General features: G+C 57.8%; 27 protein-coding genes. 18 read left to right on the top strand and 9 right to left on the bottom strand.

Features of this window, described 5'->3' with window-relative positions; translation table 11 throughout:
• Positions 1 to 4: 4 nt before the first annotated feature.
• The 5 genes from dnaQ to NYP16_RS00195 are packed head-to-tail and all read right to left on the bottom strand — an operon-like array spanning position 5 to position 3,581.
• Complete coding sequence (gene dnaQ / locus NYP16_RS00175) at positions 5 to 676, bottom strand: DNA polymerase III subunit epsilon (RefSeq protein ID WP_274942083.1); 672 nt, start codon at positions 674 to 676, stop codon at positions 5 to 7.
• A 4-nt stretch (positions 677 to 680) separates the two neighbouring features.
• On the bottom strand, positions 681 to 1,289 hold the full coding sequence (gene coaE / locus NYP16_RS00180) for a dephospho-CoA kinase (RefSeq protein WP_274942084.1): 609 nt from the start codon (positions 1,287 to 1,289) through the stop codon (positions 681 to 683).
• Entirely contained in the window at positions 1,286 to 2,149 is an 864-nt protein-coding gene (locus tag NYP16_RS00185; protein WP_274942085.1) for a shikimate dehydrogenase, read from the bottom strand. Before NYP16_RS00185 ends, coaE begins: the two co-directional genes overlap by 4 nt.
• Positions 2,146 to 2,751: a Maf family protein gene (locus NYP16_RS00190; protein WP_274942086.1), complete on the bottom strand. Its 606-nt coding sequence runs from the start codon at positions 2,749 to 2,751 to the stop codon at positions 2,146 to 2,148. Before NYP16_RS00190 ends, NYP16_RS00185 begins: the two co-directional genes overlap by 4 nt.
• Positions 2,748 to 3,581, bottom strand: coding sequence for a pyruvate, water dikinase regulatory protein (locus tag NYP16_RS00195; RefSeq protein WP_274942087.1), 834 nt, complete (start codon positions 3,579 to 3,581; stop codon positions 2,748 to 2,750). The genes NYP16_RS00190 and NYP16_RS00195 overlap by 4 nt, the downstream gene beginning before the upstream one ends.
• A gap of 482 nt (positions 3,582 to 4,063) precedes the next feature.
• Here NYP16_RS00195 and hemE point away from each other — a divergent pair, with 482 nt between their 5' ends.
• The 4 genes from hemE to rho all read left to right on the top strand — a co-directional run bounded on the left by hemE (position 4,064) and on the right by rho (position 8,221).
• Positions 4,064 to 5,122 carry a uroporphyrinogen decarboxylase gene (gene hemE / locus NYP16_RS00200; RefSeq protein WP_274942088.1) on the top strand — a complete coding sequence of 353 codons (1,059 nt, stop codon included), beginning with the start codon at positions 4,064 to 4,066 and terminating at the stop codon, positions 5,120 to 5,122.
• A 28-nt stretch (positions 5,123 to 5,150) separates the two neighbouring features.
• Positions 5,151 to 6,206 (top strand): ferrochelatase, encoded by a 1,056-nt coding sequence (hemH, locus tag NYP16_RS00205; protein WP_274942089.1) that lies wholly within the window; start codon positions 5,151 to 5,153, stop codon positions 6,204 to 6,206.
• A 23-nt stretch (positions 6,207 to 6,229) separates the two neighbouring features.
• Positions 6,230 to 6,676 (top strand): protoporphyrinogen oxidase HemJ, encoded by a 447-nt coding sequence (gene hemJ, locus NYP16_RS00210; protein WP_274942090.1) that lies wholly within the window; start codon positions 6,230 to 6,232, stop codon positions 6,674 to 6,676.
• Positions 6,677 to 6,964: 288 nt separating this feature from the next.
• Positions 6,965 to 8,221: a transcription termination factor Rho gene (rho, locus tag NYP16_RS00215; protein WP_274942091.1), complete on the top strand. Its 1,257-nt coding sequence runs from the start codon at positions 6,965 to 6,967 to the stop codon at positions 8,219 to 8,221.
• Between the two features lie 72 nt (positions 8,222 to 8,293).
• On the opposite strand, the gene NYP16_RS00220 is transcribed toward rho, so the two are convergent.
• The 3 genes from NYP16_RS00220 to NYP16_RS00230 are packed head-to-tail and all read right to left on the bottom strand — an operon-like array spanning position 8,294 to position 10,482.
• The gene (locus tag NYP16_RS00220; RefSeq protein ID WP_274942092.1) at positions 8,294 to 9,268 is read right to left on the bottom strand and encodes a quinone oxidoreductase family protein; all 975 of its coding nucleotides are present in this window, start codon (positions 9,266 to 9,268) and stop codon (positions 8,294 to 8,296) included.
• Between the two features lie 4 nt (positions 9,269 to 9,272).
• The gene (locus tag NYP16_RS00225; protein ID WP_274942093.1) at positions 9,273 to 9,974 is read right to left on the bottom strand and encodes a dienelactone hydrolase family protein; all 702 of its coding nucleotides are present in this window, start codon (positions 9,972 to 9,974) and stop codon (positions 9,273 to 9,275) included.
• Between the two features lie 34 nt (positions 9,975 to 10,008).
• Positions 10,009 to 10,482 (bottom strand): methylated-DNA--[protein]-cysteine S-methyltransferase, encoded by a 474-nt coding sequence (locus NYP16_RS00230; RefSeq protein WP_274942094.1) that lies wholly within the window; start codon positions 10,480 to 10,482, stop codon positions 10,009 to 10,011.
• Positions 10,483 to 10,607: 125 nt separating this feature from the next.
• Here NYP16_RS00230 and NYP16_RS00235 point away from each other — a divergent pair, with 125 nt between their 5' ends.
• From NYP16_RS00235 to NYP16_RS00300, 14 genes are all read left to right on the top strand, one after another.
• Positions 10,608 to 10,850: a DUF6489 family protein gene (locus tag NYP16_RS00235; RefSeq protein WP_274942095.1), complete on the top strand. Its 243-nt coding sequence runs from the start codon at positions 10,608 to 10,610 to the stop codon at positions 10,848 to 10,850.
• A 22-nt stretch (positions 10,851 to 10,872) separates the two neighbouring features.
• On the top strand, positions 10,873 to 11,238 hold the full coding sequence (locus tag NYP16_RS00240; protein WP_274942096.1) for a (2Fe-2S) ferredoxin domain-containing protein: 366 nt from the start codon (positions 10,873 to 10,875) through the stop codon (positions 11,236 to 11,238).
• Positions 11,235 to 12,563, top strand: a complete 1,329-nt coding sequence (gene mnmE, locus NYP16_RS00245; protein ID WP_274942097.1) for a tRNA uridine-5-carboxymethylaminomethyl(34) synthesis GTPase MnmE — start codon at positions 11,235 to 11,237, stop codon at positions 12,561 to 12,563. The genes NYP16_RS00240 and mnmE overlap by 4 nt, the downstream gene beginning before the upstream one ends.
• 124 nt (positions 12,564 to 12,687) lie before the next feature.
• Positions 12,688 to 14,568 (top strand): tRNA uridine-5-carboxymethylaminomethyl(34) synthesis enzyme MnmG, encoded by a 1,881-nt coding sequence (gene mnmG, locus NYP16_RS00250; RefSeq protein ID WP_274942098.1) that lies wholly within the window; start codon positions 12,688 to 12,690, stop codon positions 14,566 to 14,568.
• Positions 14,569 to 14,570: 2 nt separating this feature from the next.
• Entirely contained in the window at positions 14,571 to 15,218 is a 648-nt protein-coding gene (gene rsmG / locus NYP16_RS00255) for a 16S rRNA (guanine(527)-N(7))-methyltransferase RsmG (RefSeq protein ID WP_274942099.1), read from the top strand.
• Positions 15,208 to 16,065 (top strand): ParA family protein, encoded by an 858-nt coding sequence (locus NYP16_RS00260; protein WP_274942100.1) that lies wholly within the window; start codon positions 15,208 to 15,210, stop codon positions 16,063 to 16,065. The genes rsmG and NYP16_RS00260 overlap by 11 nt, the downstream gene beginning before the upstream one ends.
• A gap of 40 nt (positions 16,066 to 16,105) precedes the next feature.
• The gene (locus tag NYP16_RS00265) at positions 16,106 to 17,032 is read left to right on the top strand and encodes a ParB/RepB/Spo0J family partition protein (RefSeq protein ID WP_274942101.1); all 927 of its coding nucleotides are present in this window, start codon (positions 16,106 to 16,108) and stop codon (positions 17,030 to 17,032) included.
• A gap of 192 nt (positions 17,033 to 17,224) precedes the next feature.
• Positions 17,225 to 17,701, top strand: coding sequence for an SUF system Fe-S cluster assembly regulator (locus NYP16_RS00270; RefSeq protein ID WP_274942102.1), 477 nt, complete (start codon positions 17,225 to 17,227; stop codon positions 17,699 to 17,701).
• Complete coding sequence (sufB, locus tag NYP16_RS00275; protein WP_274942103.1) at positions 17,688 to 19,139, top strand: Fe-S cluster assembly protein SufB; 1,452 nt, start codon at positions 17,688 to 17,690, stop codon at positions 19,137 to 19,139. The genes NYP16_RS00270 and sufB overlap by 14 nt, the downstream gene beginning before the upstream one ends.
• Positions 19,140 to 19,153: 14 nt before the next feature.
• Entirely contained in the window at positions 19,154 to 19,903 is a 750-nt protein-coding gene (gene sufC / locus NYP16_RS00280) for a Fe-S cluster assembly ATPase SufC (protein WP_279347095.1), read from the top strand.
• 11 nt (positions 19,904 to 19,914) lie between these two features.
• Complete coding sequence (sufD, locus tag NYP16_RS00285; protein WP_274942104.1) at positions 19,915 to 21,147, top strand: Fe-S cluster assembly protein SufD; 1,233 nt, start codon at positions 19,915 to 19,917, stop codon at positions 21,145 to 21,147.
• Complete coding sequence (locus tag NYP16_RS00290) at positions 21,144 to 22,388, top strand: cysteine desulfurase (protein ID WP_274942105.1); 1,245 nt, start codon at positions 21,144 to 21,146, stop codon at positions 22,386 to 22,388. Before sufD ends, NYP16_RS00290 begins: the two co-directional genes overlap by 4 nt.
• On the top strand, positions 22,385 to 22,804 hold the full coding sequence (locus NYP16_RS00295) for a DUF59 domain-containing protein (RefSeq protein ID WP_274942106.1): 420 nt from the start codon (positions 22,385 to 22,387) through the stop codon (positions 22,802 to 22,804). The genes NYP16_RS00290 and NYP16_RS00295 overlap by 4 nt, the downstream gene beginning before the upstream one ends.
• A 54-nt stretch (positions 22,805 to 22,858) precedes the next feature.
• Positions 22,859 to 23,197 carry a HesB/IscA family protein gene (locus NYP16_RS00300; protein WP_274942107.1) on the top strand — a complete coding sequence of 113 codons (339 nt, stop codon included), beginning with the start codon at positions 22,859 to 22,861 and terminating at the stop codon, positions 23,195 to 23,197.
• 3 nt (positions 23,198 to 23,200) lie between these two features.
• Here the strand turns inward: NYP16_RS00300 and NYP16_RS00305 are convergent, their stop codons facing one another.
• A complete protein-coding gene (locus tag NYP16_RS00305) occupies positions 23,201 to 25,714 on the bottom strand; it encodes a patatin-like protein (protein ID WP_274942108.1) in 2,514 nt (837 codons plus the stop codon).
• Positions 25,715 to 25,860 lie beyond the last annotated feature (146 nt).

Raw genomic sequence — 25,860 nt, forward strand, 5'->3', positions numbered from 1 at the left:
CTTTTCAGGTCTGCCGCCATACGGCGTTTTTAAGCTTGTCGACAAATGCCGTATGGGCCGCGAGTTCGGTGTCCGACGCCGCATGGGGCCGCGGGGCGCGAAACTCGCGGGCGCTTTTGGCCACGGTTTTCGCCGCCGCCGCCGAGCCAAGCTCAAGCCCGACCTGACGCCCACCCATCAGTTCAAGATAAACTTCAGCCAGCAATTCCGAGTCGAGCAGGGCGCCATGCTTGTCACGCACGGAATTGTCGATGCCAAAACGTTTGCAAAGCGCATCAAGGCTGGACGGCGACCCCGGAAATTTACGCCTGGCTATGGCCAGGGTATCTACCACCCGTACCGCTGCGAGCGGCGGAAAGCCAAGCTTTTTCAGTTCAAAATTCAAGAACTTGATATCGAATTCAGCGTTATGGGCCACCAGCTGGTCATCGCCGATGAAATCGAGAAACTCGGCCACGACCTCGGCAAACAATGGATGCCCACGTAGGAACTCCGCCGACAGGCCGTGAACGGCGAAAGCCTCAGCCGGCATGTCGCGTTCCGGATTGACATATTTATGGAACGAGCGGCCGGTCGGAATGAGATTGACGATCTCGACACAGCCGATTTCCACCACCCGGTCGCCGCTTGCCGGATCGAAGCCCGTGGTTTCCGTATCGAAAACGATTTCCCGCATAGCTTTAAACGCCCTTGGTCAAACTGCGAATAATGCGCCGCACCGTCATCAGCGCCCGGTGCTTGCCGAGCCCGGTTTCAATGATGAAATCGGCACGATGGCGTTTTTCCTGATCGGGGATCTGCTGTGACAGCACATGGGCGAAGCGTTCCGCCGTCATGCCCGGCCGTTGCAGCACCCGCGCCCGCTGGATATAGGCGGGAGCACTGACCACCGCAACATAATCGCAGCGATCCTCACCACCGGTTTCAAACAACAGCGGCACATCGATCACCACCAGCGGCAGGCGGCGCATGGCCGCGCGATGGCGAAACTGCATTTCCATCCCGCGCACCCGGGGATGCAAAATGGCCTCAAGCCGCCGCAGCGCCAGCGGATCCCGGAACACCTGAGCGCCAAGCGCCACCCGATCCACCGCGCCATCCTGCACCACGCCCGGGAACGCCGCAGCAATCACCGCCACCGCAGCACCACCCTTCGCCATCAACTGATGCACGGCGGCGTCGGCATCGAACACCGGCACCCGTTCGCGGCGGAACATGCGCGCCGTTTCCGACTTGCCCATTCCGATGGAGCCGGTGAGACCAAGCACGATGGGGCCGAAGCGTCTCATGCTGCAAGATCTGCAAGCAACATGGCGCGGAGCGCCTCGCTCGGCCGCACCTCGACCCCGAACCAGGCGGCAAAGCCCGGCCGCGCCTGATGAATAAGCATGCCAAGCCCATCTACTACCGGATTACCGCGCGCCCGCGCCGCCGCCAGCAAGGGCGTCTCAAGCGGCACATATACAAGGTCAGTTACAAGCGCCTGTCCATTCAGTTTGTCGAGCGCCAACGGCGAAGCCCCGTCTTTCATGCCGACCGTCGTTGTGTTGACGAGCAACCCCACATCCGCGAGCCGCTCTTCCCGCGCCTCCCACGGCAGCGCCGTCACCCGCTCAAATACCGAAGCAAGCTCTCGGGCCCGTTCCGGCGAACGATTATAAAGCCGTATGTCCGGCACTCCGGCCTCAAGCAGCGCCGCGATCACTGCCCGCGCCGCGCCGCCCGCGCCAAGCACCACCACCGGAGCCGCCGCAGGGTTCCAGTCCGGCGCACGCTCCCGCAGATTTTCCATAAAACCATAGCCGTCAGTGTTATCGCCAAGCAGGCTGCCATCGGCGCGCACGATGATCGTGTTCACGGCCCCGATGCGGCGGGCAAGCGGGGTCGCTTCATCCACCAGTCTCAAGGCTTCTTCCTTATGAGGCACGGTCACATTGACGCCGCGAAAGCCAAGCGCGGGCAGGGCGCGCAAGGCCCGCTCAAGCTCAGCCGGCGGCACCGCAAGCGGCAGATAAGCGCCATCAATGCCATGGGCCTGCAGCCAATAGCCATGAAGACGCGGCGACCGCGAATGGGTCACCGGCCAGCCGATCACGCCGGCGAGTTTGGCGGCGCCGCTCACGCCGGGCAAGGATTTCTGGTCGCTCATGCCATGGCCACCTTATGACTGCGCAGAAAATCGAGAACCGCAAGCAGCGGCAGGCCCTGAATGACATAAGGATCGCCGTCAACGCGGGCAAAAAGCGTCGAGCCCAGACCCTCGATCTCATAACAACCGACCGTCTGCAGGGCCCGGTCGCCGAGTTTGCCGAGATACCAGTCAATGAACTCATCGGAAAAACTGCGCATCACCAACCGGACCCGCGCCACATGCCGCCACACCGCCACACCGTCGCGGGCGATCACCGCCGCCGTGATCAGCTCATGGGTCTTGCCGCGCAAGGCCTGCAATTGCGCCCGTGCCTCGGCCAGAGTTTCCGGTTTCGAATAGAGCATCCCCTCGGCCACCAGCACCTGATCCGATCCAAGCACCAGCGCCCCCGGCAGATTGGCCGACGGCCGCACGGCTTTCAGTTCGGCGAGCGTCTCCGCCACATGGGCCGGGGTCGCGCCTTCGGCCAGCATGGCGGATTTCACGGCCTCTTCATCGACCTTGGCCGAGAGCGTCGCGAACTCAAGCCCGGCCATGGTCAACATGCGGGCCCGCGCCGCACTTTGCGACGCCAAAACAAATGCAGGAGCAGAACTCATAACACTTTCCCCGCCTCGGACCCCTCACGACGTTGGTTGAGCAGATTGAAAATAGCCGCCGCCGTTTCCTCGATGGAGCGCCGCGACACATCAATCACCGGCCAGCCGTGATCGGTGAACAAACGCCGGGCATAGACCAGTTCGTCGCGCACCCGATCCGGATCGGCATAGCTCGAACTCCGGTCTTCATTCATGGCTTTGAGACGGGCTTCGCGGATCTGCACCAGCCGGTCCGGGCTTGTGACCAGTCCGACAATCAGCGGTTCCTTCACCGTGAACAATTGTTCCGGCAACGGGCAGCCCTTGACCACCGGGATATTGGCCGCCTTAATCCCCCGGTTCGCAAGATAAATGCAGGTCGGAGTTTTCGACGTGCGGGAGACGCCAACCAGAATGACATCGGCCTTGGACAGATTTTCGCTGACCTGCCCGTCATCATGGGCCAGCGTATAATTGAGCGCGTCGATACGGTGGAAATATTCCGTATTGAGCACATGCTGCTGCCCCGGCTTGGCCTGGGCCTTTTCTCCGAGATAACGGCCAAAAAAGGCAATGGCCGGATCAATCACCGCGAGATAGGGAATCTTCGCACTGTCGCAATAGGACACAAGCGCCGTCCGCATCTCCTCATTGACCAGCGTGAACATGACGATGCCAGGTTTCTGGCGGATATCGTCCAGCACGAAATCAAGCTGACGCATGTTGCGGGTCATGGTCCAGGAATGCTTGACCGGATCCGCACCCTGGAACTGGGCTAGGGCGGCCTTGGCCACGGCATCAAGCGTTTCGCCGGTCGAATCCGATACGAGATGCAGGTGAAACTTGCTCATCAGCGGCCTTTCTTGCCCTTGGTCTTCAGTCTCAGATATTTCGAACATGGAGCCTCATGGGGTCAAGGTCGAATAACTATTATTCTGTGGATAACCTACCCTCTTTGACCCTTGCCGACAAAACCATCAAATCCATTCGAACGCCGTCCCAAGAGTCCCTCCCAATCCTGATCGTCCGTGAAAAATATGGGGATAGAGATTTTCCTTGCCCCGTCAAAAGCCCATATTTGAACGATTATTCAACTTTTCCCCGTTATCCACAGGCTCAGAAATCAGGTGTCCCACAAACTTGTCCCGATCCTGCACAAAAAATGCTATCCATGGCCCGTGACCAAACAAGACCCTGAATAACTCTGTGGATAATTTCTCATCAACGTTATCCACAGGCCCTACTATCCACTCCTATATTTTCTTTATAAACTATAGATAAGTATAAGGCGGGCGGGTCTGGATAACTTTTGATCCCTTGCAAGGATGTCAGTATGAACGGCATGAACGGCAATCAGAACAGCTCCAAACGTTTCCTCAAGGCTTTACGGCATGAACCGGTGGACCGTGCACCCTTCTGGTATATGCGTCAGGCCGGCCGTTACCTGCCCGAATACAAAGCCACCCGTGCCGATGCTGGATCCTTTCTCGATCTTTGCTACAATCCAAAGCTCGCGACCGAGGTTACCCTGCAACCGATCCGCCGCTTCGGCATGGACGCCGCTATCCTGTTTTCGGATATTCTGGTCATTCCCCATGCCCTTGGACAGGATGTCCGCTTCGTCGAAGGTGAAGGACCGCTTCTCGATCCCATTCAAAATCTTAAAAAGCTGTCTTTGCTCCACATGGATCATCTCCATGAACGGCTAGCGCCGGTCTATGAGACCATTGACCGCCTGACCACCGCTCTGCCTACGGAAACGGCTTTGATTGGCTTTGCGGGGGCTCCCTGGACCGTTGCCACCTATATGGTTGCCGGTCGTGGCACCCCAGACCAGGCAGCGGCCAAGACATGGGCTTACCGGGACCCTGAAGGCTTTTCCAAGCTCATGGATCTGCTGGTGCAGTCAACCGCCGCTTATCTTCTGAAACAGATTGAAACCGGGGCTGAGGTCATTCAGCTTTTCGATACCTGGGCCGGAAGTCTGTCCGCCGGGCAGTTCGACCGTTGGTGCATTCAGCCAACAGCCGCCATCGTGAAGATCCTCAAGGCGCGCTATCCAGATGTTCCGATCCTCGGGTTTCCGCGCGGCGCTGGGATCAATTATGTCCGTTTCATCAAGGAAACCGGCGTTAACGGCGTCAGCCTCGATGCCACGGTTCCCGCCGACTGGGCTGCCGAGGCTTTGCAGCCCTATGGCGTGGTCCAGGGCAATATTGATCAACGATTGGTGGTTGCAGGCGGTCAGGGCATGATTGATGATGCTCGCCGGATTCTTGACGGCCTTAAAAATGGTCCGCATGTTTTCAATCTTGGCCATGGATTTGTTCCGGAAACTCCGCCAGAACATGTGGCCGCATTGTCCGATTTCCTGCGCGATGGCAAGGCTTAAGCTTTAATTACAGATGATGGGGCCGGATGTGAGTGAACGGGTAGGGGTGGTCTTGATGAACCTCGGCGGGCCGGATTCGCCTGCCGCGGTGGAGCCGTTCCTCTATAATCTGTTTCGCGATCCGGCCATCATTCGTCTGCCCTGGGGCTTGCGTCATTTTGTCGCCTGGATGATCTCACGACGACGGGCCCCACTCGCGCAGGATATTTATGCACGTCTTGGTGGACGCTCGCCCATTCTGCCGGAAACCGAAGCTCAGGCTCAGGCACTGGAAGCCCGACTTAAAGAGCTTGGCATGGAAGCCCGCTGTGTCATTGCCATGCGGTATTGGCAGCCCTTTGCTGCTGACAGCGTCACGGCTCTCAAGGCCGAAGGCATTGATCGGGTTGTGCTTCTGCCGCTTTACCCGCAGTTTTCAACCACAACCACAGCATCCTCGGTCAAAGATTGGCTTTCTGCTGCCAATCAATTGAATTTCAAGGTCAATCCTGTCGTTGCCGGATGCTATCCCCGGGATCCGCATTTTACCAAGGCCTATGCTGACCGTATTCGTGCGGCGGCCGAGGCTGAACATATCGATCTTAATGGATCGGTGCGGTTGCTGTTCTCCGCCCATGGGCTGCCCGAACGTATTGTGGCGGCTGGCGATCCCTATCCAGCTCAGATCGAAGCCTCGGTTCATGCCATTGTTGAGAGTTTGGGATGTCCTGATCTCGATGTTCAAATCTGCTATCAGAGCCGGGTTGGTCCCATGACTTGGATCGGGCCTTCCACCGATGATGAAATCGCTCGGGCCGGCAAGGATGGCAAAGGGATTATCCTGGTGCCGGTATCTTTCGTATCCGAGCATTCGGAAACCCTGGTGGAACTGGATATTGAATATCGTGACCTTGCGGCAAAACAGGCTGTGCCTTTTTATGTGCGGGTTCCGGCGCTTGGCATCATGCCCAAATTTATCGAAGGTTTGGCGCGTCAGGTGATCGCCGCCCTTGACCGGCGGTTGCCTGAAAATGCCTGGCGCTGCCCCACAGATATGGCCTGTGCCTGTCGCGAATCCGATCTCCGCAGCGGCATAAGACAGTAATTTTTTCAAAGATGGTGACTGGTATGGATGTTCTCGCCCCCTGGTATCCCTGGATCAAGGCTTTGCATATTATTGCGGTGATTTCCTGGATGGCGGGCATGCTCTATCTACCGCGGCTTTATGTCTATCACGCTGATGTGCCGGTGGGATCGCCGCAATCCGAGCTGTTCAAAATCATGGAACGGCGGCTTTTACGCTTCATTATAAATCCAGCCATGATTGTGACATTTCTGTTTGGCGGTTTGTTGCTGGCCATGCCGAATCTTTTCAATTGGTCCGATGGTTGGCTTCACGCCAAGCTTTTTGCGGTGCTTTTATTGACTGGATTTCATGGTGCCTTGTCACGTTGGCGGAAGGATTTTGCCGCGGATAAAAACCGCAAAAGTTCCAGTTTTTACCGCAAGGTCAATGAGATACCCACAATTCTCATGATCTTTATTGTCATTATGGTCGTGGTGCGTCCATTCTGAGCCAGGTGATTGGACGCTAAAAATATCTTGACGGCGGAGAAACACAGGGTCATTAATCGCTCAACAACCTGTCTTTCGATCCGCGGGCCTTTTGCGACGTCTAACCGTTGTTATCAAGGTTCCGCTCCCATCTCCATCGATTGATCCGTTGACCGGGGCCTTTTCGCTCTCCCCGGTTTCGTTCTTCGGGCCTGTTCTTCTGATGCTGATATACCCTTTTATCGGTCAATAGGCCCGTTCTGTCCGCTTTTCCCCTCTTCATATTGTATTGCGCAGCACGCGACACCCATGAATCTTCAAGATCTCAAGTTGAAGCCGTCGGCCGAGCTTCTCGCTCTTGCCGAAGAACTCGAAGTCGAAAACGCAAGCAGCCTGCGCAAGCAGGACATGATGTTTGCCATTCTGAAAAAACTCGCTGACAACGATACCGAAATTTCGGGAAGCGGTGTCATCGAAGTGCTTCAGGATGGGTTCGGCTTTTTGCGCGCCCCCGAAGCGAATTATCTCGCAGGACCTGACGATATCTATGTCAGTCCGAGCCAGATTCGCCGCTTTGGCCTGCGCACCGGCGACACCGTAGAAGGTGTCATTCGGGCACCGAAGGAAGGCGAACGCTATTTCGCGCTCCTGAAAGTCACGTCGATCAATTTCGAAGATCCGGACAAAGCGCGCCATAAAGTTCATTTTGACAGCCTCACACCGCTTTATCCGAATGAACGGCTGCGTCTTGATATCGGCGACCCGACCTCGGATGAAAAATCGGCCCGTATCATTGATATCGTGGCTCCGCTCGGCAAAGGTCAGCGCGCGCTCATTGTCGCACCGCCGCGCACCGGTAAAACCGTGTTGTTGCAGAACATTGCCCATGCCATCACCTGCAATCACCCGGAAGTGTTCCTGATCGTCCTTCTGATCGATGAACGCCCGGAAGAAGTGACCGACATGCAGCGTTCGGTCAAAGGCGAAGTGGTGAGCTCCACCTTCGACGAACCGGCCACGCGCCATGTTCAGGTGGCCGAAATGGTCATCGAAAAGGCCAAGCGCCTTATTGAACATAAACGCGATGTAGTCATTCTGCTTGATTCCATCACCCGTCTTGCCCGCGCCTATAACACCGTCGTGCCGTCCTCCGGCAAAGTATTGACCGGTGGTGTGGACGCAAATGCTCTGCAACGGCCGAAGCGCTTCTTTGGTGCCGCCCGTAATATCGAAGAAGGCGGATCGCTTACGATTATTGCGACCGCGCTTATCGATACCGGCAGCCGCATGGATGAAGTGATCTTTGAAGAGTTCAAAGGCACCGGCAACTCGGAAATCATTCTTGATCGCAAGATCTCCGACAAACGTATCTTCCCGTCCATCGACATCACCAAGTCGGGCACGCGTAAGGAAGAGCTTTTGGTCGATCGCGGCATTCTGTCGAAAATGTGGGTGCTGCGTCGCATCCTCATGCCGATGGGTCCGACGGATGCTATTGAATTCCTGTTGGGCAAGGTCAAAACGACCAAAAACAACGAAGAATTCTTCGATTCGATGAACAACTAAGTCATTGTTCCAGAAAAAGAAATGCGCCGGAGTGGCAAACTTCGGCGCATTTTTTGTTAAAAACCCCTCATATCACGGCAAAAGCACTGAAGATCCTGTGGTTTTTCGAGCTTCAAGCGCGCGGTGTGCGTCGGCTACGTCAGCGAGGGACCAGGTCTGATTGACTTCAATCTTGACCTTGCCGCTTTGCACCACCTCGAACAGTTCGTTGGCGCTTGCGGTCAAATCCTGGTTCTTGGCCATATAGGCCATGATGGTCGGGCGGGTCAGGAACAGCCCCCCTTTGGTCGAAAGGATCTGCGGGTCTACCGGAGGCACAAGCCCCGTGGCATTGCCGTAAGTGACCATAAGACCCAGGGGGGAGAGGCAATCGAGTGAACCGTCAAAGGTCGATTTTCCAACCGAATCATAAACCACCGGCACGCCCTTGCCATCGGTGATCTCGCGCACGCGATCGGTGAAATTTTCGCGTGTATAAACAATCACATGGTCGCAACCATGCTTCCGGGCGAGTTCGGCTTTTTCATCCGATCCCACAGTCCCGATGACTGTCGCACCAAGCGATTTGGCCCACTGACAGGCAATCAATCCAACCCCGCCCGCTGCGGCGTGAAACAGAATGGTGTCTCCGGCTTTCACGCGATAGGTCCGACGCAACAGATATTGTGCGGTCAGACCTTTCAACATCATGCCAGCAGCCCGGGTATCATCGATATCCTGGGGCAGTTTGACCACACGGTCGGCGGCGATAAGCCGGGCATCAGCATAGCCGCCAAGGGGACCGACGCCATAGGCGACGCGGTCGCCGACCTTGAGATCGGTAACATTGGGTCCCACGGCCTCGACAACCCCGGCCGCCTCAAGCCCTAGGGCGGACGGGAGGGGCAGGGGGTAAACCCCGCTCCGATGATAAATATCGATGAAATTCAAGCCGATGGCGGTTTGGCGGAGCCGAACCTGACCGGATGCGGGGTCTTCCAACGGCAGATCCACAAAGGTCAGAACCTCGGGACCGCCAGCTTGGGTGATGCGAACTGTGCGGGTCATGAGATCAGCCTTTCAGGTTTCCAGCGAGGAATTCTGCCGTCCGTTGATTGGCCAGATCGGCTTGCTTTTTATTGTAATGATCGCCGCCTTCCCGAGTGAAGGCATGGTCCGCGCCAGCATAATCATGGAGGATCACATAGGGATTGGTGTTGAGCGCCGCATGAATGGCAGCCTGAGCCTTGGTATCGACAAAGGCATCGGCGGAGGCGATATGCAACATCAGCGGGCAGTGGATATGTTTTGCTTCACTGAGTTTGCTGTCAATGCCGACTCCGTGATAGCCGACAGCGGCATCGACATCCGACCGGGCGGCCATGAGATAGGCCAATAACCCGCCAAGGCAATAGCCCTGACAGCCGACCTTGCCACTGGAGCCGGGCAGGGCGCGCAGATGATCGAGACTGGTGATCAGATCCTCGACGCCCTTATCGACATTGAAATTGCGATAGAGTTCAAAAGCCTTATCCCAGGCAGCCTGGGTGTTTGGGGTCAGTTGAATCCCAGGTTCTTGGCGCCAGAACAGGTCAGGGGCCAGGGCAAAATATCCACGAGTGGCAAGATTATCGGCAATGGCGCGAATATTGGCGTTGATGCCGAAGATTTCCTGAATGACCAGCACGCCCGGGCCGCGTCCCCCGGCCGGTGTCGCAAGATAGCCGGAAAAATTGCCGTCTTTCGAGGCGATGGTAATATCCTGTCCGCTCATGATCTGATCCTTATGTTTTTGTGAGGCAGAAATATTAGAAGAGTTCAGGGTCCCGGGCGCGGAAGGAGATGCCTTCCAGCCGCAACAGCGCCGCTTTGGTTTCAGGGCCTTCTCCGGCGCTATAGCCGCCGAGGCTGCCATGAATGCCGAGAATGCGATGGCAGGGAATGAGAATGGGAACAGGGTTTCGCCCGCAAGCCATGCCAATGGCGCGGGCATGCGTACTCAAAACGCTCGCGAGATCGCCATAACTTTTGGCGCTGCCATAAGGAATGGCGCGCAAGGCGGCCCAGACTTTTTGTTGAAAGACGGTACCATGGGCTTCGATGGGCAGGTCGAAGGTTCGGAGATCGCCATCAAAATAGGCATCGATTTGGGCCTTGGCCTCGTTCAGGACTGCTGTGGTCTCCTGAAAGGGGCTGCGACCCCAATCGAGCGCGACAATGACGCCATCCTCCTCGCTGACTGTAAGATCACCATATGGACTGAGAAAAGACAGTTGCGGCATACTGTAAAGACCTGTGATAACAGAAGGGAAGATTGACCCTGCGGGCCGCGAAAGTGTATGAGATCAGGGAGCAAGGGGCAACTCCCCCGCAAGAGGCGCGTCATATCCAATTGGAGTAGTGCCAGATGAAAATCACCATGACCGTAGATTGCACCCCGGAAGAAGCCCGGGCTTTTTTTGGCTTTCCCAATCTGGAAAAGATTCAGGCCGCCGTGCTTGAAGATATGCAGAAACGCGTGAGTGCCGGCATTCCGGCGGCGGAGATGCAGGAGCTGTTCAAGCTGTGGATGCCGGCAAGCTCCAAAGGCTGGCAGGATCTTCAATCCATGTTCTGGCCGGGCAAGACCGACAAACCTGATAAAGCCTGATTTCTAGAGAGAAAGTGTCGTAATGGCCGAAACCGGCAGTTCTGAAATTGCGCCTTATTACGAGGCGCATGTCTTTTGTTGCGTAAACCAGCGGGTCAAAGGGCACCCGCGCGGCTGCTGTCAGGAACGCGGCGCCATTGTGCTGCGGAATTATATGAAGGAACGGGCATCGGCGCTCGGCCTCAAGGCGACTCGGATCAATGGCGCCCATTGCCTTGACCGCTGTGAGCTTGGTCCAGTGCTGGTGATTTATCCGGAAGGCATCTGGTACAGCTATAGCACTAAAGACGACATTGACGAGATCCTGCAAAGTCATCTGATCGAGGGTAGGCGGGTGGAACGTCTGCTGCTGCGGCCAGAGGACGGCCCCTTGCCAGATAAAGAATGACCGTGATGGATACGATTTTTGCCCTGGCAAGCGGGCGCGGGCGGGCCGGTGTCGCGGTGTTTCGCCTGTCTGGACCCCAAGCAGGGGCCGCGCTTGAGAGCTTAACAGGCCAATCCTTGCCACCAGCCCGTGCGGCGCGGCTTCGCTGGTTGAAGGATCCTGAAACGGCTGATCGGCTCGATCAGGCGCTGGTGTTGTGGTTTCCGGGCCCGGGAAGTTTCACCGGGGAAGATGTGGTGGAACTGCAGATCCACGGCGGCGCGGCGGTGTCGGCGGCGGTGGCGCGGGCGCTTGGAAAGCTCCCGGGGTTGCGGCCGGCGGAGGCCGGTGAATATGCGCGTCGCGCTTTTGCCAATGATCGTCTGGACCTCACCTCGGCCGAGGGGCTCGGCGATCTTATCAATGCGGAAACCGAAGGTCAGCGGCGTCAGGCTCTCCGTCAGATGGACGGAGCCATGGAACGCATTTATGAGGGCTGGCGCACTCAGCTGATCGAAGCACTGGCCATGACCGAAGCGGCCATTGATTTTGCCGACGAAGATCTTCCAGATGATGTGGGCTTACGAGCGCGGCCCGTGGTGGCCGAGTTATGCGCAGCCATGGAGCGCGAACTGACCCGGGCTCCGGTGGGGGAGCGCTTGCGCGACGGCTTGACCGTAGCCATTCTTGGTGCGCCGAACGCCGGCAAATCCTCCCTCCTCAATGCGCTGGCGCGGCGGGAGGCAGCCATTGTTTCCGACCGTGCCGGGACCACTCGTGACGTAATCGAGGTTCATCTCGATCTCCATGGCTTGCCCATGACCTTGCTTGATACCGCGGGGCTTCACGATACGGTGGACGATATTGAGCTTGAGGGCATTCGCCGTGCCCGTGCCCGTGCGCTGACGGCCGATTTTAGGATCCTTCTGCTGGATGCGCGGGACTGGCCGGTTATGCCGGAAGCATTGCGGGATTTGACCGGGCCGGACAGTCTGCTCGTGATCAATAAAACCGATTTGCGGGCAGTTGAGGAAACGGCTGGCTTAGCTGTCAGTGCCAAAACCGGGGCAGGGATCGATCATTTGATTGAGACCCTGACCGCTCGCGCCGAAGCCCTGATGTCGTCGAGCGAACCGGTTTTGATCACCCGCCAGCGTCATCGCTATGCTCTTGAGGATTGCGTGAGGGAATTGCAGCGCTTTTTGGCGGCCGGGACAGATCGGGATTTTGAGTTGCTGGCCGAAGATTTACGTATGGCGGCGCGGGCTTTGGGGCGGATCACGGGCCGAGTCGATGTAGAAGACCTGCTGGATGTAATCTTCAGTGAATTTTGTATAGGCAAGTGAGCGACCGGAGTCGCGCGGAAATGTTCCACGTGGAACATTTGCCTAAAATCGTCTCCGATAGATTTTGACGGCGGGCCGGTCTTTCCCTAGAGTTGGCGCGAATTTCCAGACTTTGAGAGTCACAATGATTGACCCGACTTACGATGTGATCGTTATCGGCGGCGGCCATGCTGGTGCAGAAGCAGCGGCGGCAGCAGCCCGTATGGGGGCGCGCACATTGCTTGCCACCCATAAACTCGAAACCGTTGGGGAGATGTCCTGCAATCCGGCCATCGGCGGTTTGGGCAAGGGCCATCTGGTGCGTGAAATAGATGCGCTCGACGGGCTGATGGGGCGGGTGGCCGATGCGGGCGGTATTCAATTCCGCATGCTCAATCGGCGCAAGGGGCCGGCGGTCCGCGGTCCGCGCACTCAGGCGGATCGCAAACTCTACCGTCAGGCCATGCAGGATATTCTCTTTGACTACCCCAATCTGACCGTGCGGGCTGTGGCCGTCGAAGATCTTCTGATGACCAAACAGGACGGCAAGCCGCAGGTTGCCGGTATTGTCAGCGCGAGCGGGGAGGAAATCCGTGCCGGAGCCGTGGTCCTGACCACCGGCACTTTTCTGCGTGGCATGATCCATATAGGTGAAACCCGGATTCCGGCTGGCCGGGTGGGTGAGGCTCCAGCCTTGGGGTTATCGGAAACCCTGATGCGATTCGGTTTTACCTTGGGGCGGCTGAAAACGGGAACCCCGGCGCGGCTGGACGGTAAGACAATTGCCTGGGCCGGACTTGAGACTCAGGATGGCGACAATCCACCGGTGCCGTTTTCCTTCCTGACCAAAGAAATCACCAATCCGCAGATCGTCTGTCATATCACCCGGACGACCGAGGCCACGCATCAGATCATTCGGGACAATCTACACCGCGCGCCCATGTATGCCGGGGCCATCGAGGGGCGGGGACCGCGTTATTGTCCATCCATTGAAGACAAGGTCGTGCGCTTTGCCGATAAGGACAATCATCAGATCTTTCTCGAACCAGAAGGGCTGGATGACGATACGGTTTACCCGAACGGGATTTCCACCAGTCTGCCGGAGGAGATTCAGGACGTTCTGCTACGCACCATTCCCGGCCTGGAAAATGTGCGAATCATTCGTCCCGGCTATGCCATCGAATATGATTTTATCGATCCCCGGGAACTGAACCCGAGCCTTGAGACCCGCCGGGTTGGCGGTTTGTTTCTGGCCGGACAGATCAACGGCACCACCGGATACGAAGAGGCAGCGGCGCAAGGTCTGATGGCCGGGCTTAATGCGGCGCGTCTGACTGGCGGACAAGAGGCGGTTACCCTCGACCGGGCAACGGCCTATATTGGGGTGATGATTGATGATCTTGTCACGCAAGGCACCCGCGAGCCCTATCGCATGTTCACGTCCCGGGCCGAATATCGGCTGAGCCTGCGGGCCGATAATGCCGATCAGCGGCTGACCGGTCTGGGCGTTCAGTTTGGCTGTGTGGGCTCCGTTCGGCGCGAGGCGTTCGAGGGTAAGATGACGGCCTTGACGGCAGCCCGCGACGCCATGGCGGGGATGACTATTACTCCGGCGCAAGCCACCAAGCGCGGATTCAAGATCAATCAGGATGGGGTATTGCGTTCGGCTATGGATCTTTTGTCCTATCCGGATGTGAACTTTGAACGTCTTGGTGACCTTTGGCCCGAGCTTCAGGGGCTCGCGCCTGAGATTGTTGAGCAGCTTGAAATTGATGCTCATTATCGCGGCTATCTCGATCGTCAAGACGCCGACATTCTGTCCTTCCGCAAGGACGAGAGTCTAAGGCTCGGGGCTGAGCTTGATTATAATGCCATTGGCGGATTGTCGACCGAAGTGCGGGAAAAACTTAAGACAGTGATGCCGGCCACCCTTGGTGCCGCGGCGCGGATTCCGGGTGTGACACCGGCCGCCCTGACCGCCCTTCTTGGGCATGTGAAGCGGGCTGACCGCAAGGCTAGTGCATGACCATGACCACGACAGTGAGTGAAATTGAGACGTTCGGGCCGGAAGAGTTTCTCGCCACGATGAATGTTCCACGTGAAACATTGGACGGATTGAGAGTCTATGTTCGCGTTCTGCTCGATTGGCAGGAACGACTCAATCTGGTGGGACAAAGCACGATCCCCGATCTATGGCGGCGGCATATTCTTGATTCGGCGCAAATACTCCAGCATATCCCTGACTGGCAAACCCGTCCGAGGGTCTGGGCCGATCTTGGCACCGGGGCCGGATTTCCCGGCATGGTTCTGGCTTTGATGGGGGCGGGGCATGTGCATCTCTTTGAAAAGAGCCCGCGCAAATGCCAGTTCCTGCGCGCCGCTGCGGAGGCCAGCGGGGCTGATGTGAGTGTTCATGAGGGCCACAGCGATGAGTTCGAGGCCGGAGCCGTGGATGTTCTGGTCTCCCGCGCCTGTGCCCCGCTCAACCGGTTGCTAGGTTTGGCGGCGCCGTTTTTCGGTCCGAACAGCGTGGCCTATTTTCATAAGGGTCAAAATCTAGATGATGAATTGACCGAAGCCACTAAATACTGGAACATGGAAACCAAGATTTTCCAGAGCTGCACTGATCCTCGGGGACGCCTCATTCGAGTGAAGGGCTTGCGCAATGTCCGTTAAAACTTTGTCCGACCAATCTATCGAAGCGACCCTGGCCGAGCTGGCCAAGGCGACCGAACGCGGACGTCGTGTCATCGCGGTGGTCAATCAGAAGGGTGGGGTGGGCAAAACCACCACCGCCATCAATCTGGCGACGGCCCTGGCGGCGGTGAAAAAATCGGTGTTGATCATCGATCTCGACCCGCAGGGCAATGCGAGCACCGGGCTCGGCGTTGAAATGCGCGATCGCAAGCGCTCGTCCTATGAGGTGCTGATGGGCGATGTGGCTCTGCGGGAGGCGATCCTTGCGACGTCCATTCCGGGGCTGCATATCGTGCCCTCGACCATTGATCTTTCGGGCGCAGAACTTGAACTTGTGCCCATGGAACGCCGGAATTTTCGTCTGCGCGACGCCTTTTTTGACGCCGATCAGGCCATCAAAAGCTATGACTATGTGCTGATCGATTGTCCACCGTCACTTAATCTTCTAACGTTGAATGCCCTGACGGCGGCGAAATCGGTTCTGGTGCCGCTGCAATGTGAATTTTTCGCGCTTGAGGGCTTGAGCCTGTTGTTGAAGACCATCGAACGTGTGCGGGCCAACTTTAACCCGGATCTCGATATCTTTGGCATCGTGCTGACCATGTTCGATCGCCGCAACAATCTGTCGGATCAGGTGGCCGCCGATGTGCGCAGCTATCTTGGCGACAAGGTTTATGACACGGTGATTCCGCGCAATGTGCGGGTGTCGGAGGCGCCGTCCCACGGCAAGCCAGCACTCCTCTATGACTATAAATGCGCGGGCAGCCAGGCCTATATCAAACTTGCCACCGAAGTGCTGCGCCGCGAGCGCCGGCCGGCGGCCTGATGTTCCGATTAAAAGATAAGATAGTGTTATGGATGATGTGATGACCGACAAAGACGCCGCCCGCAAGACCCGTCCGCTGAGCCTGGGCCGTGGGCTCTCGGCCCTTCTTGGGTCGGAAGCCGAGGACTATGCGGCACTTGATAAGGTGCGGTCGTCCAAGGATGTGCCGATTGAGCTGTTGCGGCCGAACCGCTATCAGCCGCGCCATCATTTCGCCGAGGATCATCTGGAAGATCTGGTCAATTCAATCCGCGAGAAGGGCATATTGCAGCCTATTCTGGTGCGGCGTCTGATCGATGAGCCCGATCAATATGAAATCATCGCCGGAGAACGGCGCTGGCGCGCGGCACAGCGGGCCAAGCTGCATCGTGTGCCGGTGGTCATTCGCGACTATACGGACGGTGAGGCGCTGGAAGTCGCCATTATCGAAAACGTCCAGCGCGCTGATTTGTCGCCCATTGAAGAGGCGCTCGGTTATGAACGGCTGATGCGCGAATTCGGTCATACGCAGGAGCAGATCGGTCAGCTTGTCGGCAAAAGCCGCAGCCATGTGGCCAATCTGTTGCGGCTGTTGACCCTGCCGCCGCCGGTGCAGGAAATGCTCGGTGACGGCCGTCTGAGCATGGGGCATGCACGGGCCCTCATCAATGCCGAGGATCCGGTCACGCTGGCTCGCCAAATTCTGGATCAGCAATTGAACGTGCGGGCGACCGAGGATCTGGTGCGTATCGGCCGGGCCGTGGGCAAGGATGTGGCACCAAAAGACGTCACAGCGAAAGCGCGCGGCGGTCAGAGCGGTGGTGACAAGGATCCGGATACCCTGGCTCTTGAGCGCGATTTGTCTGTGGGCACGGGCCTGCGGGTGGCGATCAATGATCGCGGCGACGGGGCTGGTGGACAATTGGTCATTGACTACAAGACCCTGGATCAGTTGGACGAAGTCTGCCGCAGATTGTGCCAGCGGTGAGTCTTGCGCTTGGCGGGGTTTGGCCCTGGCTGAGCACGCCGGTATAAAATTCCCTTATTTTCTCGAGCCATCCGGTTTTTGCAGAGCCGGTCGGCTGTTTGAGACCTGGTTATCACCGTGTTTGTCATTGACAATGACGGTGAAAATCGCCATGTAAAGACAACCAATTTAGTCTTGTATTCGTGGCGAGCTATGATCAGGCTGACAAAACTTGCAGATTATGCCGTGGTGCTGATGGCTCACATGGCGGAAAATCCCGGCGCGATCCATAGCGCGAGCGGGATTGCGGCTGCGACTCTGATCCCGGCGCCGACGGTTTCGAAAATTCTTGGCGCCATGGCACGGTCGGGGCTTTTGAAGTCCCATCGTGGTTTGAACGGCGGCTTTGAGCTTGCCCATGAGCCGCAGGACATTTCCATTGCCCATATCGTGTCAGTGGTTGACGGGCCAATCGCCTTGACCGACTGCACCGAGGAATCACATATGGAATGTGACATTCTCGGCTCCTGCCATATGCCGGCCTATTGGCGAAAGATCAACGGGGCGATCCGTCACGCGCTTGAAGGCGTGACGCTCTCCGATCTGACACAGACATTGCCTGATTTCCTCGCGGCGTTCCCGTCTCCTGAAGACGCCAAACCTACAGAAGATCGTCATGACAACATCTGATGCTCAAAGCGCGCTCGATCGGGCGACCTCCAGCGAATATAAATACGGTTTCGTCACCGATATTGAGAGCGAACTTGCGCCCAAGGGCTTGAATGAAGACACCATTCGCTTCATTTCGGCCAAAAAGGACGAGCCGGAGTGGATGCTTGAATGGCGGCTCAAGGCTTATCGCCATTGGCTGACCATGATCGAACCCGAGTGGGCCAAGGTGAAATATCCGGAAATTGATTTTCAGGATCTTTATTACTATGCCGCTCCGAAGCAGAAGCTCGAGCTTCAAAGCCTTGACGAGGTCGATCCGGAATTGCTGCGGACCTATGAAAAGCTAGGCATTCCGTTGAGAGAACGCGAAATTCTCGCGGGCGTCGCGGTTGATGCGGTGTTTGACAGCGTGTCTGTGGCCACGACCTTCAAGGGCAAATTGCGGGAATCGGGCGTTATTTTCTCGTCTATTTCCGAAGCCGTGCGGGAGCATCCGGAACTTATTCAGAAATACCTCGGCTCCGTGGTTCCGGCCGGGGACAATTTTTATGCCGCGCTCAATGCCGGGGTGTTCAGTGACGGCACCTTTGTCTATATCCCGCCGGGGGTTCGCTGCCCGATGGAGCTTTCGACCTATTTCCGCATCAACGAAGCGAAAACCGGCCAGTTCGAACGCACGCTGATCATCGCCGACAAGGGCTCCTATGTGAGCTATCTCGAAGGCTGCACGGCCCCCATGCGCGATGAAAATCAGCTGCATGCGGCGGTGGTGGAGCTTGTGGCTCTCGACGATGCCGAAATCAAATATTCGACGGTGCAGAACTGGTATCCGGGCGACAAGAACGGCAAGGGCGGGATTTATAATTTCGTCACCAAGCGCGGGGCCTGTCGCGGCCGCAACTCCAAGATCTCCTGGACCCAGGTGGAAACCGGCTCGGCGATCACCTGGAAATATCCAAGCTGCATCCTGCAGGGCGACAATTCGGTGGGAGAGTTCTATTCGGTGGCCGTCACCAACAATTACCAGCAGGCCGATACCGGGACCAAGATGATCCATATCGGCAAGAACACGCGCTCGACCATCATTTCAAAGGGCATTTCCGCCGGACGTGGGCAAAACACCTACCGCGGTCTGGTGAAGGTGCTTGGCGGCGCTGACGGCGCGCGCAATTACACCCAGTGCGACAGCCTGTTGATCGGGTCGGACTGCGGGGCCCATACGGTGCCCTATGTGGAGGTCAAAAATCCGTCGGCGCAGATCGAGCATGAGGCCACCACCTCCAAGATCAGCGACGACCAGTTATTTTATTGCCAGCAACGCGGACTGTCGACCGAGGACGCCGTGACCATGATCGTCAACGGGTTCTGCAAGGAAGTGATGCAGCATCTGCCGATGGAATTCGCGGTCGAGGCGCAGAAGCTTCTTGGCGTTTCGCTTGAAGGCAGCGTGGGCTGATAAAGGGTATAAAGATGTTGGAAATCAAAAACTTGCGTGCAGCGATCGATGGCCGGGAAATCCTCAAGGGCATCAATCTGACCATCAACCCGGGCGAAGTTCATGCCATCATGGGTCCGAACGGCTCGGGCAAAAGCACGCTGTCTTATGTGTTGTCGGGGCGGCCGGGTTATGAGCTTTTGGAAGGCAGCGTCACTCTTGACGGCGAAAATCTGCTTGAGATGTCGCCGGACCTGCGGGCGGCGGCGGGGATTTTCCTCGGCTTCCAGTATCCGGTTGAAATCCCGGGCGTGAGCAATCTGAATTTCCTCAAAACGGCGCTGAATGCGATCCGCAAGGCGCGTGGCGAGGCCGACGTGACAGCGGCGGAATTCCTCAAGCTCGTGCGCGATAAGGCGAAGGCACTTGAAATGGACCCGGAGATGCTGAAGCGTCCGGTCAATGTGGGCTTTTCGGGCGGCGAGAAAAAGCGCAACGAAATGGTGCAGATGCAGGTCCTTGACCCGAAGCTCGCCATTCTCGATGAGACGGATTCGGGGCTTGATATCGACGCGCTTAAGGTCGTCTCGAAGGGGATCAACGCCCTCCGTGCGCCCGACAAGGCAATCCTGATGATCACCCATTATCAGCGCCTGCTTGATTATGTGGTGCCTGATTTTGTGCATGTTCTGGTTCAAGGCCAGATCGTCAAATCGGGTGGCAAGGAACTGGCCTATGTGCTCGAGCGTGAGGGCTATGCGGCCTTCGCCGGTGCGGCGGCCTAAGGAGCGTTCAGATGACCGAAATGCTCGCTAGTTTACGTGAAGAGGCCGAAGCCCGTTATGTGGCGCTGGGCCTGCCCACGGTTGCGGATGAAGCCTGGCGCTATGTCAATCTTGGCGTCCTGCGCAAGGGGGCATTCCAGTTGTCCGGCCTGGTGGACGCAGATGAAGATGCACTGCCGGTAACCGATTTCGGCGGCGCTGTTCTGGTGCTGGTCAATGGCCGCTTTGTCCCGGCGCTGTCGCGGCTTGAGGAGCTTGACGGTGTGACGGTGACGCCGCTTGCCGATGCGCTTGTGACGGACGCGACTTTGGCCACCCGCCTGAAGGCAGATGACGGCCGCGCCCTCACGGCGCTGAATACGGCGCTCTGGGCCGACGGGCTGGTGATCCGCGCGGATAAGCCTGTGGCCAAGCCGCTGACCCTTCTCTATGTGAGCGCCCCCGGGGAAGCCGAGGAAGCGACGCATCCGCGACTGTTTGTGGATCTCGCCCCGAGTGCTGAACTCACGCTTATCGAGATCTATCAGGGCCGCAGCGAGCTTTTGTACTGGGTCAATCCGGTGCGCGAAGTGACCTTGGGCGCGAACGCGGGCTTCAAGGCGGTGACGCTTTATGATGAAGGTCCGGCGGCCATTCATACCGGGCTGTTGAAGGTGGTTCAGAAGCGTGACAGCCGGTTCGAACATCGCGCCCTGTCGCTTGGCGGAAAAGTCGTGCGGCACGAAGTTCATGTGCGGCTTGAAGAGCCGGGCGTGCTCTGCAATCTTATGGGCGCGGCTTTGGCGGCGTCTGGCCAGACCCTTGATACCTATACGGAAATGCATCATCTGGCGCCTCACGGCACCAGCCATCAGACGTTTCGCAGTGTGGCCGATGCCAAGGGCACCACGGCCTATCAAGGCCGCATTGTGGTTCATGAGGATGCGCAGAAGACCGACGCTATCCAGTCAAGCCGCAATCTTCTGCTGGCCAAGGGCGCCGAAGCCAACACCAAGCCCGAGCTTGAAATCTATGCCGATGACGTCAAATGCGCCCATGGCGCGACGGTTGGCGAGCTTGACGAGGACATGTTGTTTTACCTTGAATCCCGGGGTATCGATCCGGTGTCGGCCAAGGCCATGCTGATCGAGGCTTTTGTCGGCGGGGTGATCGATGATCTGCCGGTGGCGGCTCTTGAGGATCTGTTGCGGGCGCGGGTCGCCGGCTGGATGCAGGGCAGGGCCATAGCGGGAGATCCGGCATGAATGCACCGCTGACGCTCAGGAACAGTTATGATGTGGAGCGTCTGCGCGCCGATTTCCCGGTGCTGCAGCAACAGATCCACGGCAAGCCCTTTGCATTTCTGGACAGCGCCGCAAGCGCCCAGAAGCCGCAGATGGTGATTGATGCCGAACGTGAGGTCTATGAGCGGGATTACGCCAATATTCATCGCGGGGTCTATTACCTCAGCCAGAAAACCACCCAGACCTTCGAGGATGCACGGGAAAAGATCCGCGCGTTCCTGGGCGCGGCCCATGCGCGGGAGATTATTTTCACCCGCAACGCCACCGAAGGCGTCAATCTGGTGGCGCAAAGTTATGGCCGCACATTCCTGAAAGCCGGGGATGAAGTGGTGATCTCGCATATGGAGCATCATTCGAACATCGTGCCCTGGCAGATTCTGCGCGATCAGATCGGCATCGTGATCAAGGTCGCGCCGATCGATCATGACGGCAATTTCCTGCTTGAAGATTATGCCAAGTTACTGTCGGACAAGACGAAATTCGTCTCGATCACGCAGGTGTCGAATTCGCTCGGGTCGATCACGCCGATTGCCGAGATCATCCGCCTTGCTCATGAAGTGGGGGCCAAGGTGCTGGTGGACGGTTGTCAGGCGGTTCAGCATATGCCAACCGATGTGCAGGCGCTCGATGCTGATTTCTATGTTCTTACTGGGCATAAGCTTTATGGCCCGACCGGAATCGGCGTGCTGTACGGCAAGACGGCGCTGCTTGATGCCATGCCGCCTTATCAGGGCGGCGGCGACATGATCCGCTCGGTGACTTTCGAGAAAACCGAATGGAACGATCTGCCGCATAAGTTCGAGGCCGGGACGCCGCATATCACCGGGGTGATCGGTCTGGGCGCGGCCATTGACTATGTGAATGCTATCGGGCTCGATGCCATCGCTGCCCATGAGCATGAGCTATTTACCTATGGCATGGAGCGGATACAGGAGATTCCGGGCCTGTCGATCATCGGCAAGGCGCGCAATCATGCCTCGCTCATTTCCTTTGTCATGGATTGCGCCCATCCTCATGACATCGGCACCATTCTTGACCATGAAGGCGTCGCTGTGCGGGCCGGGCATCATTGCGCCCAGCCGGTGATGGATTTCTTCGATGTACCGGCGACGGCGCGGGCCTCCTTCGGGCTCTATTCGACCAAAGCCGAGATTGATCAGATGATTGCAGGCTTGCACAAGGTACGGAAGATTTTCGCATGAGCGATACCCAGAACATGACCGAGACCGAGACGCCGAAAACCGGATCCGATGCTGAGCCGGGTTTCCTTGAAGCCTTTCTCGACAACAAGCCGGAACCTGCGGCGGAACGCGATCCCGAGCTTGAATTTCATGTGATTGAGATGGTGCAGACCATTTACGATCCGGAAATCCCGGTCAATATCTATGAACTCGGCCTGATTTATGAACTGACCGCCGATGTGAAGGGCAATGTGAAGGTCATCATGACCCTGACCACGCCCCATTGTCCGGTCGCGGAAAGCATGCCCGGCGAGGTGGAAACGCGCATCCGTGGCGTGGAGGGCGTCAATGATGTTTCGGTCGAACTGACCTGGGAACCGGCCTGGGATCAGAGCATGATGTCCGAGGCAGCTCGGCTTGAACTTGGGTTCCTGTGACCTATCTATGAACTATTGCCATTCCCCGGCAATGACAGGAAAGTAGAGTGAACTATGGCTCATCGTAACGTCATTTCCATCACCGATGCCGCAGCCGACCGGATCAAGGGTCTGTTGGCCGATCGCGGGCAGGCGTCTTTGGGTGTACGGTTGGGTACGCGGGCACGGGGTTGCTCCGGCCTCGCCTATACGGTCGATTATGTGGACGAGCCGATCCTGTCGGACGAAGTTGTCGAAGACAAGGGTGTGCGGGTCTATGTGGACGCGCAGTCGCTGCTGTATCTCATCGGCTCCGAGATGGACTTCAAGGAAGACGTATTCGCCGCCGGCTTCACCTTCACCAACCCGAACGCCAAGGGCCAGTGTGGCTGCGGCGAAAGCTTCCACGTTTAAGGTTTAAAGTTCCGCAAGCTTGGCTTTCAGACGCTCCACAAGCCCGGCGCTGGCGCGGAGATAATTGCTCTCCACATTGAGAATGGCGGCAAAGGCCCGTTTTTTGGCGGCGAGGCTTCTGGCCGCGCGGTCTTCGGGCAGGCCGCCGATGTCGCCACGGCCGTTGTCCATGATGATATCGATCAACCGTTCAGCAGCGTTCAGCCGGCCCATCAGATAATCATTTTCGCGGTCCTTGCGGCTGAAGAAGGCGCCGAAATGCCGCATGGCCACGCCTTTCAACAGCGTGCGGGCGTCACCCTCGATCAGGACCTTGGCGTCGTTCGGGCTGATGCGGTCGATCATGATTTCGTTGAATTCACCAAGCTCGGTGCTGCCGGACACCGAAAAGCTGATGACATCCCAGAAACCGAAGCCGAGATAGCTCACGAGCAGCTCCCGCACCAGCGGCGCGGGCCAGCCGTTGCCATGAATGTCGGCGAGAATGGCATCGCTGTCGGTTTTCAGCTGGTTAAGCCCCATCTCGGTGCCGAGACCTAAGAGGGCAGCATCGATTTCGTCATGACGTGCCGTAGAATAGACAGCGGCATCGAAACTGGCGGTGGGGTTTTCGTCATCGAGCGCACGAAAGGCCACATGAAAGGCTGAACGAAGGTCGGCGCTGACAAAGACCCCGGTTTCACAGCGGCGCATGGCAGTCAGGACGTCATAAAGCCGGACCTTGAGGCTGTCGATCTCATCAATGGAGACGCGGTCTTGCTGGTCGTGCGACGTGGCTCCGTTGCCGTTTCTCACCAGATTGTCGCGCGCATAAAGCTGATTAAGCTCGCTTACCATATAGCGGATGCGGCGGCGCTGATAATCCAGGTCGAACGTGGTGAGAAAGCGTATCCAGTTCGGCAGGGTCGCTGGGTCCTGAAAAGCGAAATCGGGCAGAGCCATGCGTTCGCCATCAATGGGATCGCGCATCACCCAATGATGCAGGATTTCGGTCGCCCGTTGATGGGCCGGGCCGTCCCAGGCGAAACCGCAGATGTCTGAGACGATTCCAGCGAGATAGCGCACGGAGGTTTGCAATTTCAGGCGGGTGTAGCCTTCATAGGAATAACCGGCATCACGGGCGGCGCGGGCATTGGCGGCCACGCGCCATTCGCTCACCGTGGCAGCGGTCACGGTGCTTTTGGCCGACTGGATATAGGGATCGACGATTTCCGCCACATGACGGCTGACACGCGGTTTGATGGCGGTGATCACCGATTTCACCGTGCGGATGCGTTCGTTCAGCGACTGGATTTCGGCCAGATCATCATGCACGGGCTCGTTGCGCGGGATATCCATCATCGCCGCCTTGAGCGTGCGCCACAGATTGGGCACACCTTCATCCGACGGGGATGTGGCGATCAGTTCGTCGGGATGCGGGTCCACATAGACGATACGGCGATCGACCTCGCGGAAGGCCGGGCGGCCATGAATGGATTTGACGGCGGCGGCAAAGGGTTTGTTGTTGAGAATGCTGCCGTCGATGAAGGCGGCCTTGTGGGGATCCACACCGGCGCGCAGATAATTGGCGAAATTGCTGACGAAAAACCGGTCCTTGCTGCGCCAGCTCAGACCACGTTCGCCCAGCATCTCATCGACTTCGCCGATTTGCGCCGGGGCATAGGCACCCGGGAAACAGGCGGTGGCGCGGGCGGCGAAGGCGAGGCTTGGCACATCGTCATTTTGAAAATCGCTTTGCCAGTCGCCGTTCCGCCAATGGGTGAAGGAGAACTCAAAGGTGCAGCGATGTTCGCGCTCGGCGATCACCGGCGGATCATGGAGCGGCAGATAGCGGAGAAAGCCGTGAAAATCGGTCACGGTGACAAAGGTCTCCAGCCGATGACCGGCGGGCATCAGTGAATATTCGGGGCCTTTCGGCGTGCCCATGTCGATCAGCGCGTCATATAACAGCCGCACCAGATGAACGCCATCGAACAAGGGTTTCATATGACGGAGCCGCACCAGCGGCGGGATCTTGTCACTTACCCCGGTGCTGTAGCCGCGCGCGCCGAACACCCGGCGGCTGACGAATTTGACCAGCGGGTCGACAATGATTTTGGACCAGATATTTGTTTCCTCGGGCGGCGGGGCAAGACGGCTCACGTCGGCCTCGCGCAGCCAGAGGTCGCGCAACGGATCATAGGCGAGGTCATGGGCGAGGGCGCGCGACAGGAAAATGCCGTTGATCCCACCCGCCGAGGCCCCGGCCACGCAATCGACCACCACTCGCAGGTCGAACACGTCGCTCATATCGCGGAGAAGATCGTAATAGACATTCTCGGTATCGATGTCGTCGTCGCCATTGAGGCCAAGATCGCCATAACTGATCCCGTGCCGGGCGTCGCGGTCGCGGATCTTGTGCAGAGCGGCGGAAGCGCGGGCCAATTTCAACACTTCCTTGGTCACGCCATGCATATAGACGGCGAGCGACACCCCGCCGAAACAGACGAGCGCCAGCCTCAGCTCCTTTTCGCGCATGGGATGGACGTCCTCCGTGTGGTTTTAATCTTGCGTTTATTCTTAGTGGGGCGGCATTTGTGCGGGGTTTGTCGGCCCAAGGGGGACATAGACAGCGCATCTCTTAACGCATAGGCTGAGCCAAACCTCAAGTCACTACAATACCG

Origin of the sequence: Govania unica (assembly GCF_027920805.1) — a bacterium.
In the GTDB taxonomy this organism is placed as follows: domain Bacteria; phylum Pseudomonadota; class Alphaproteobacteria; order Sphingomonadales; family Govanellaceae; genus Govanella; species Govanella unica.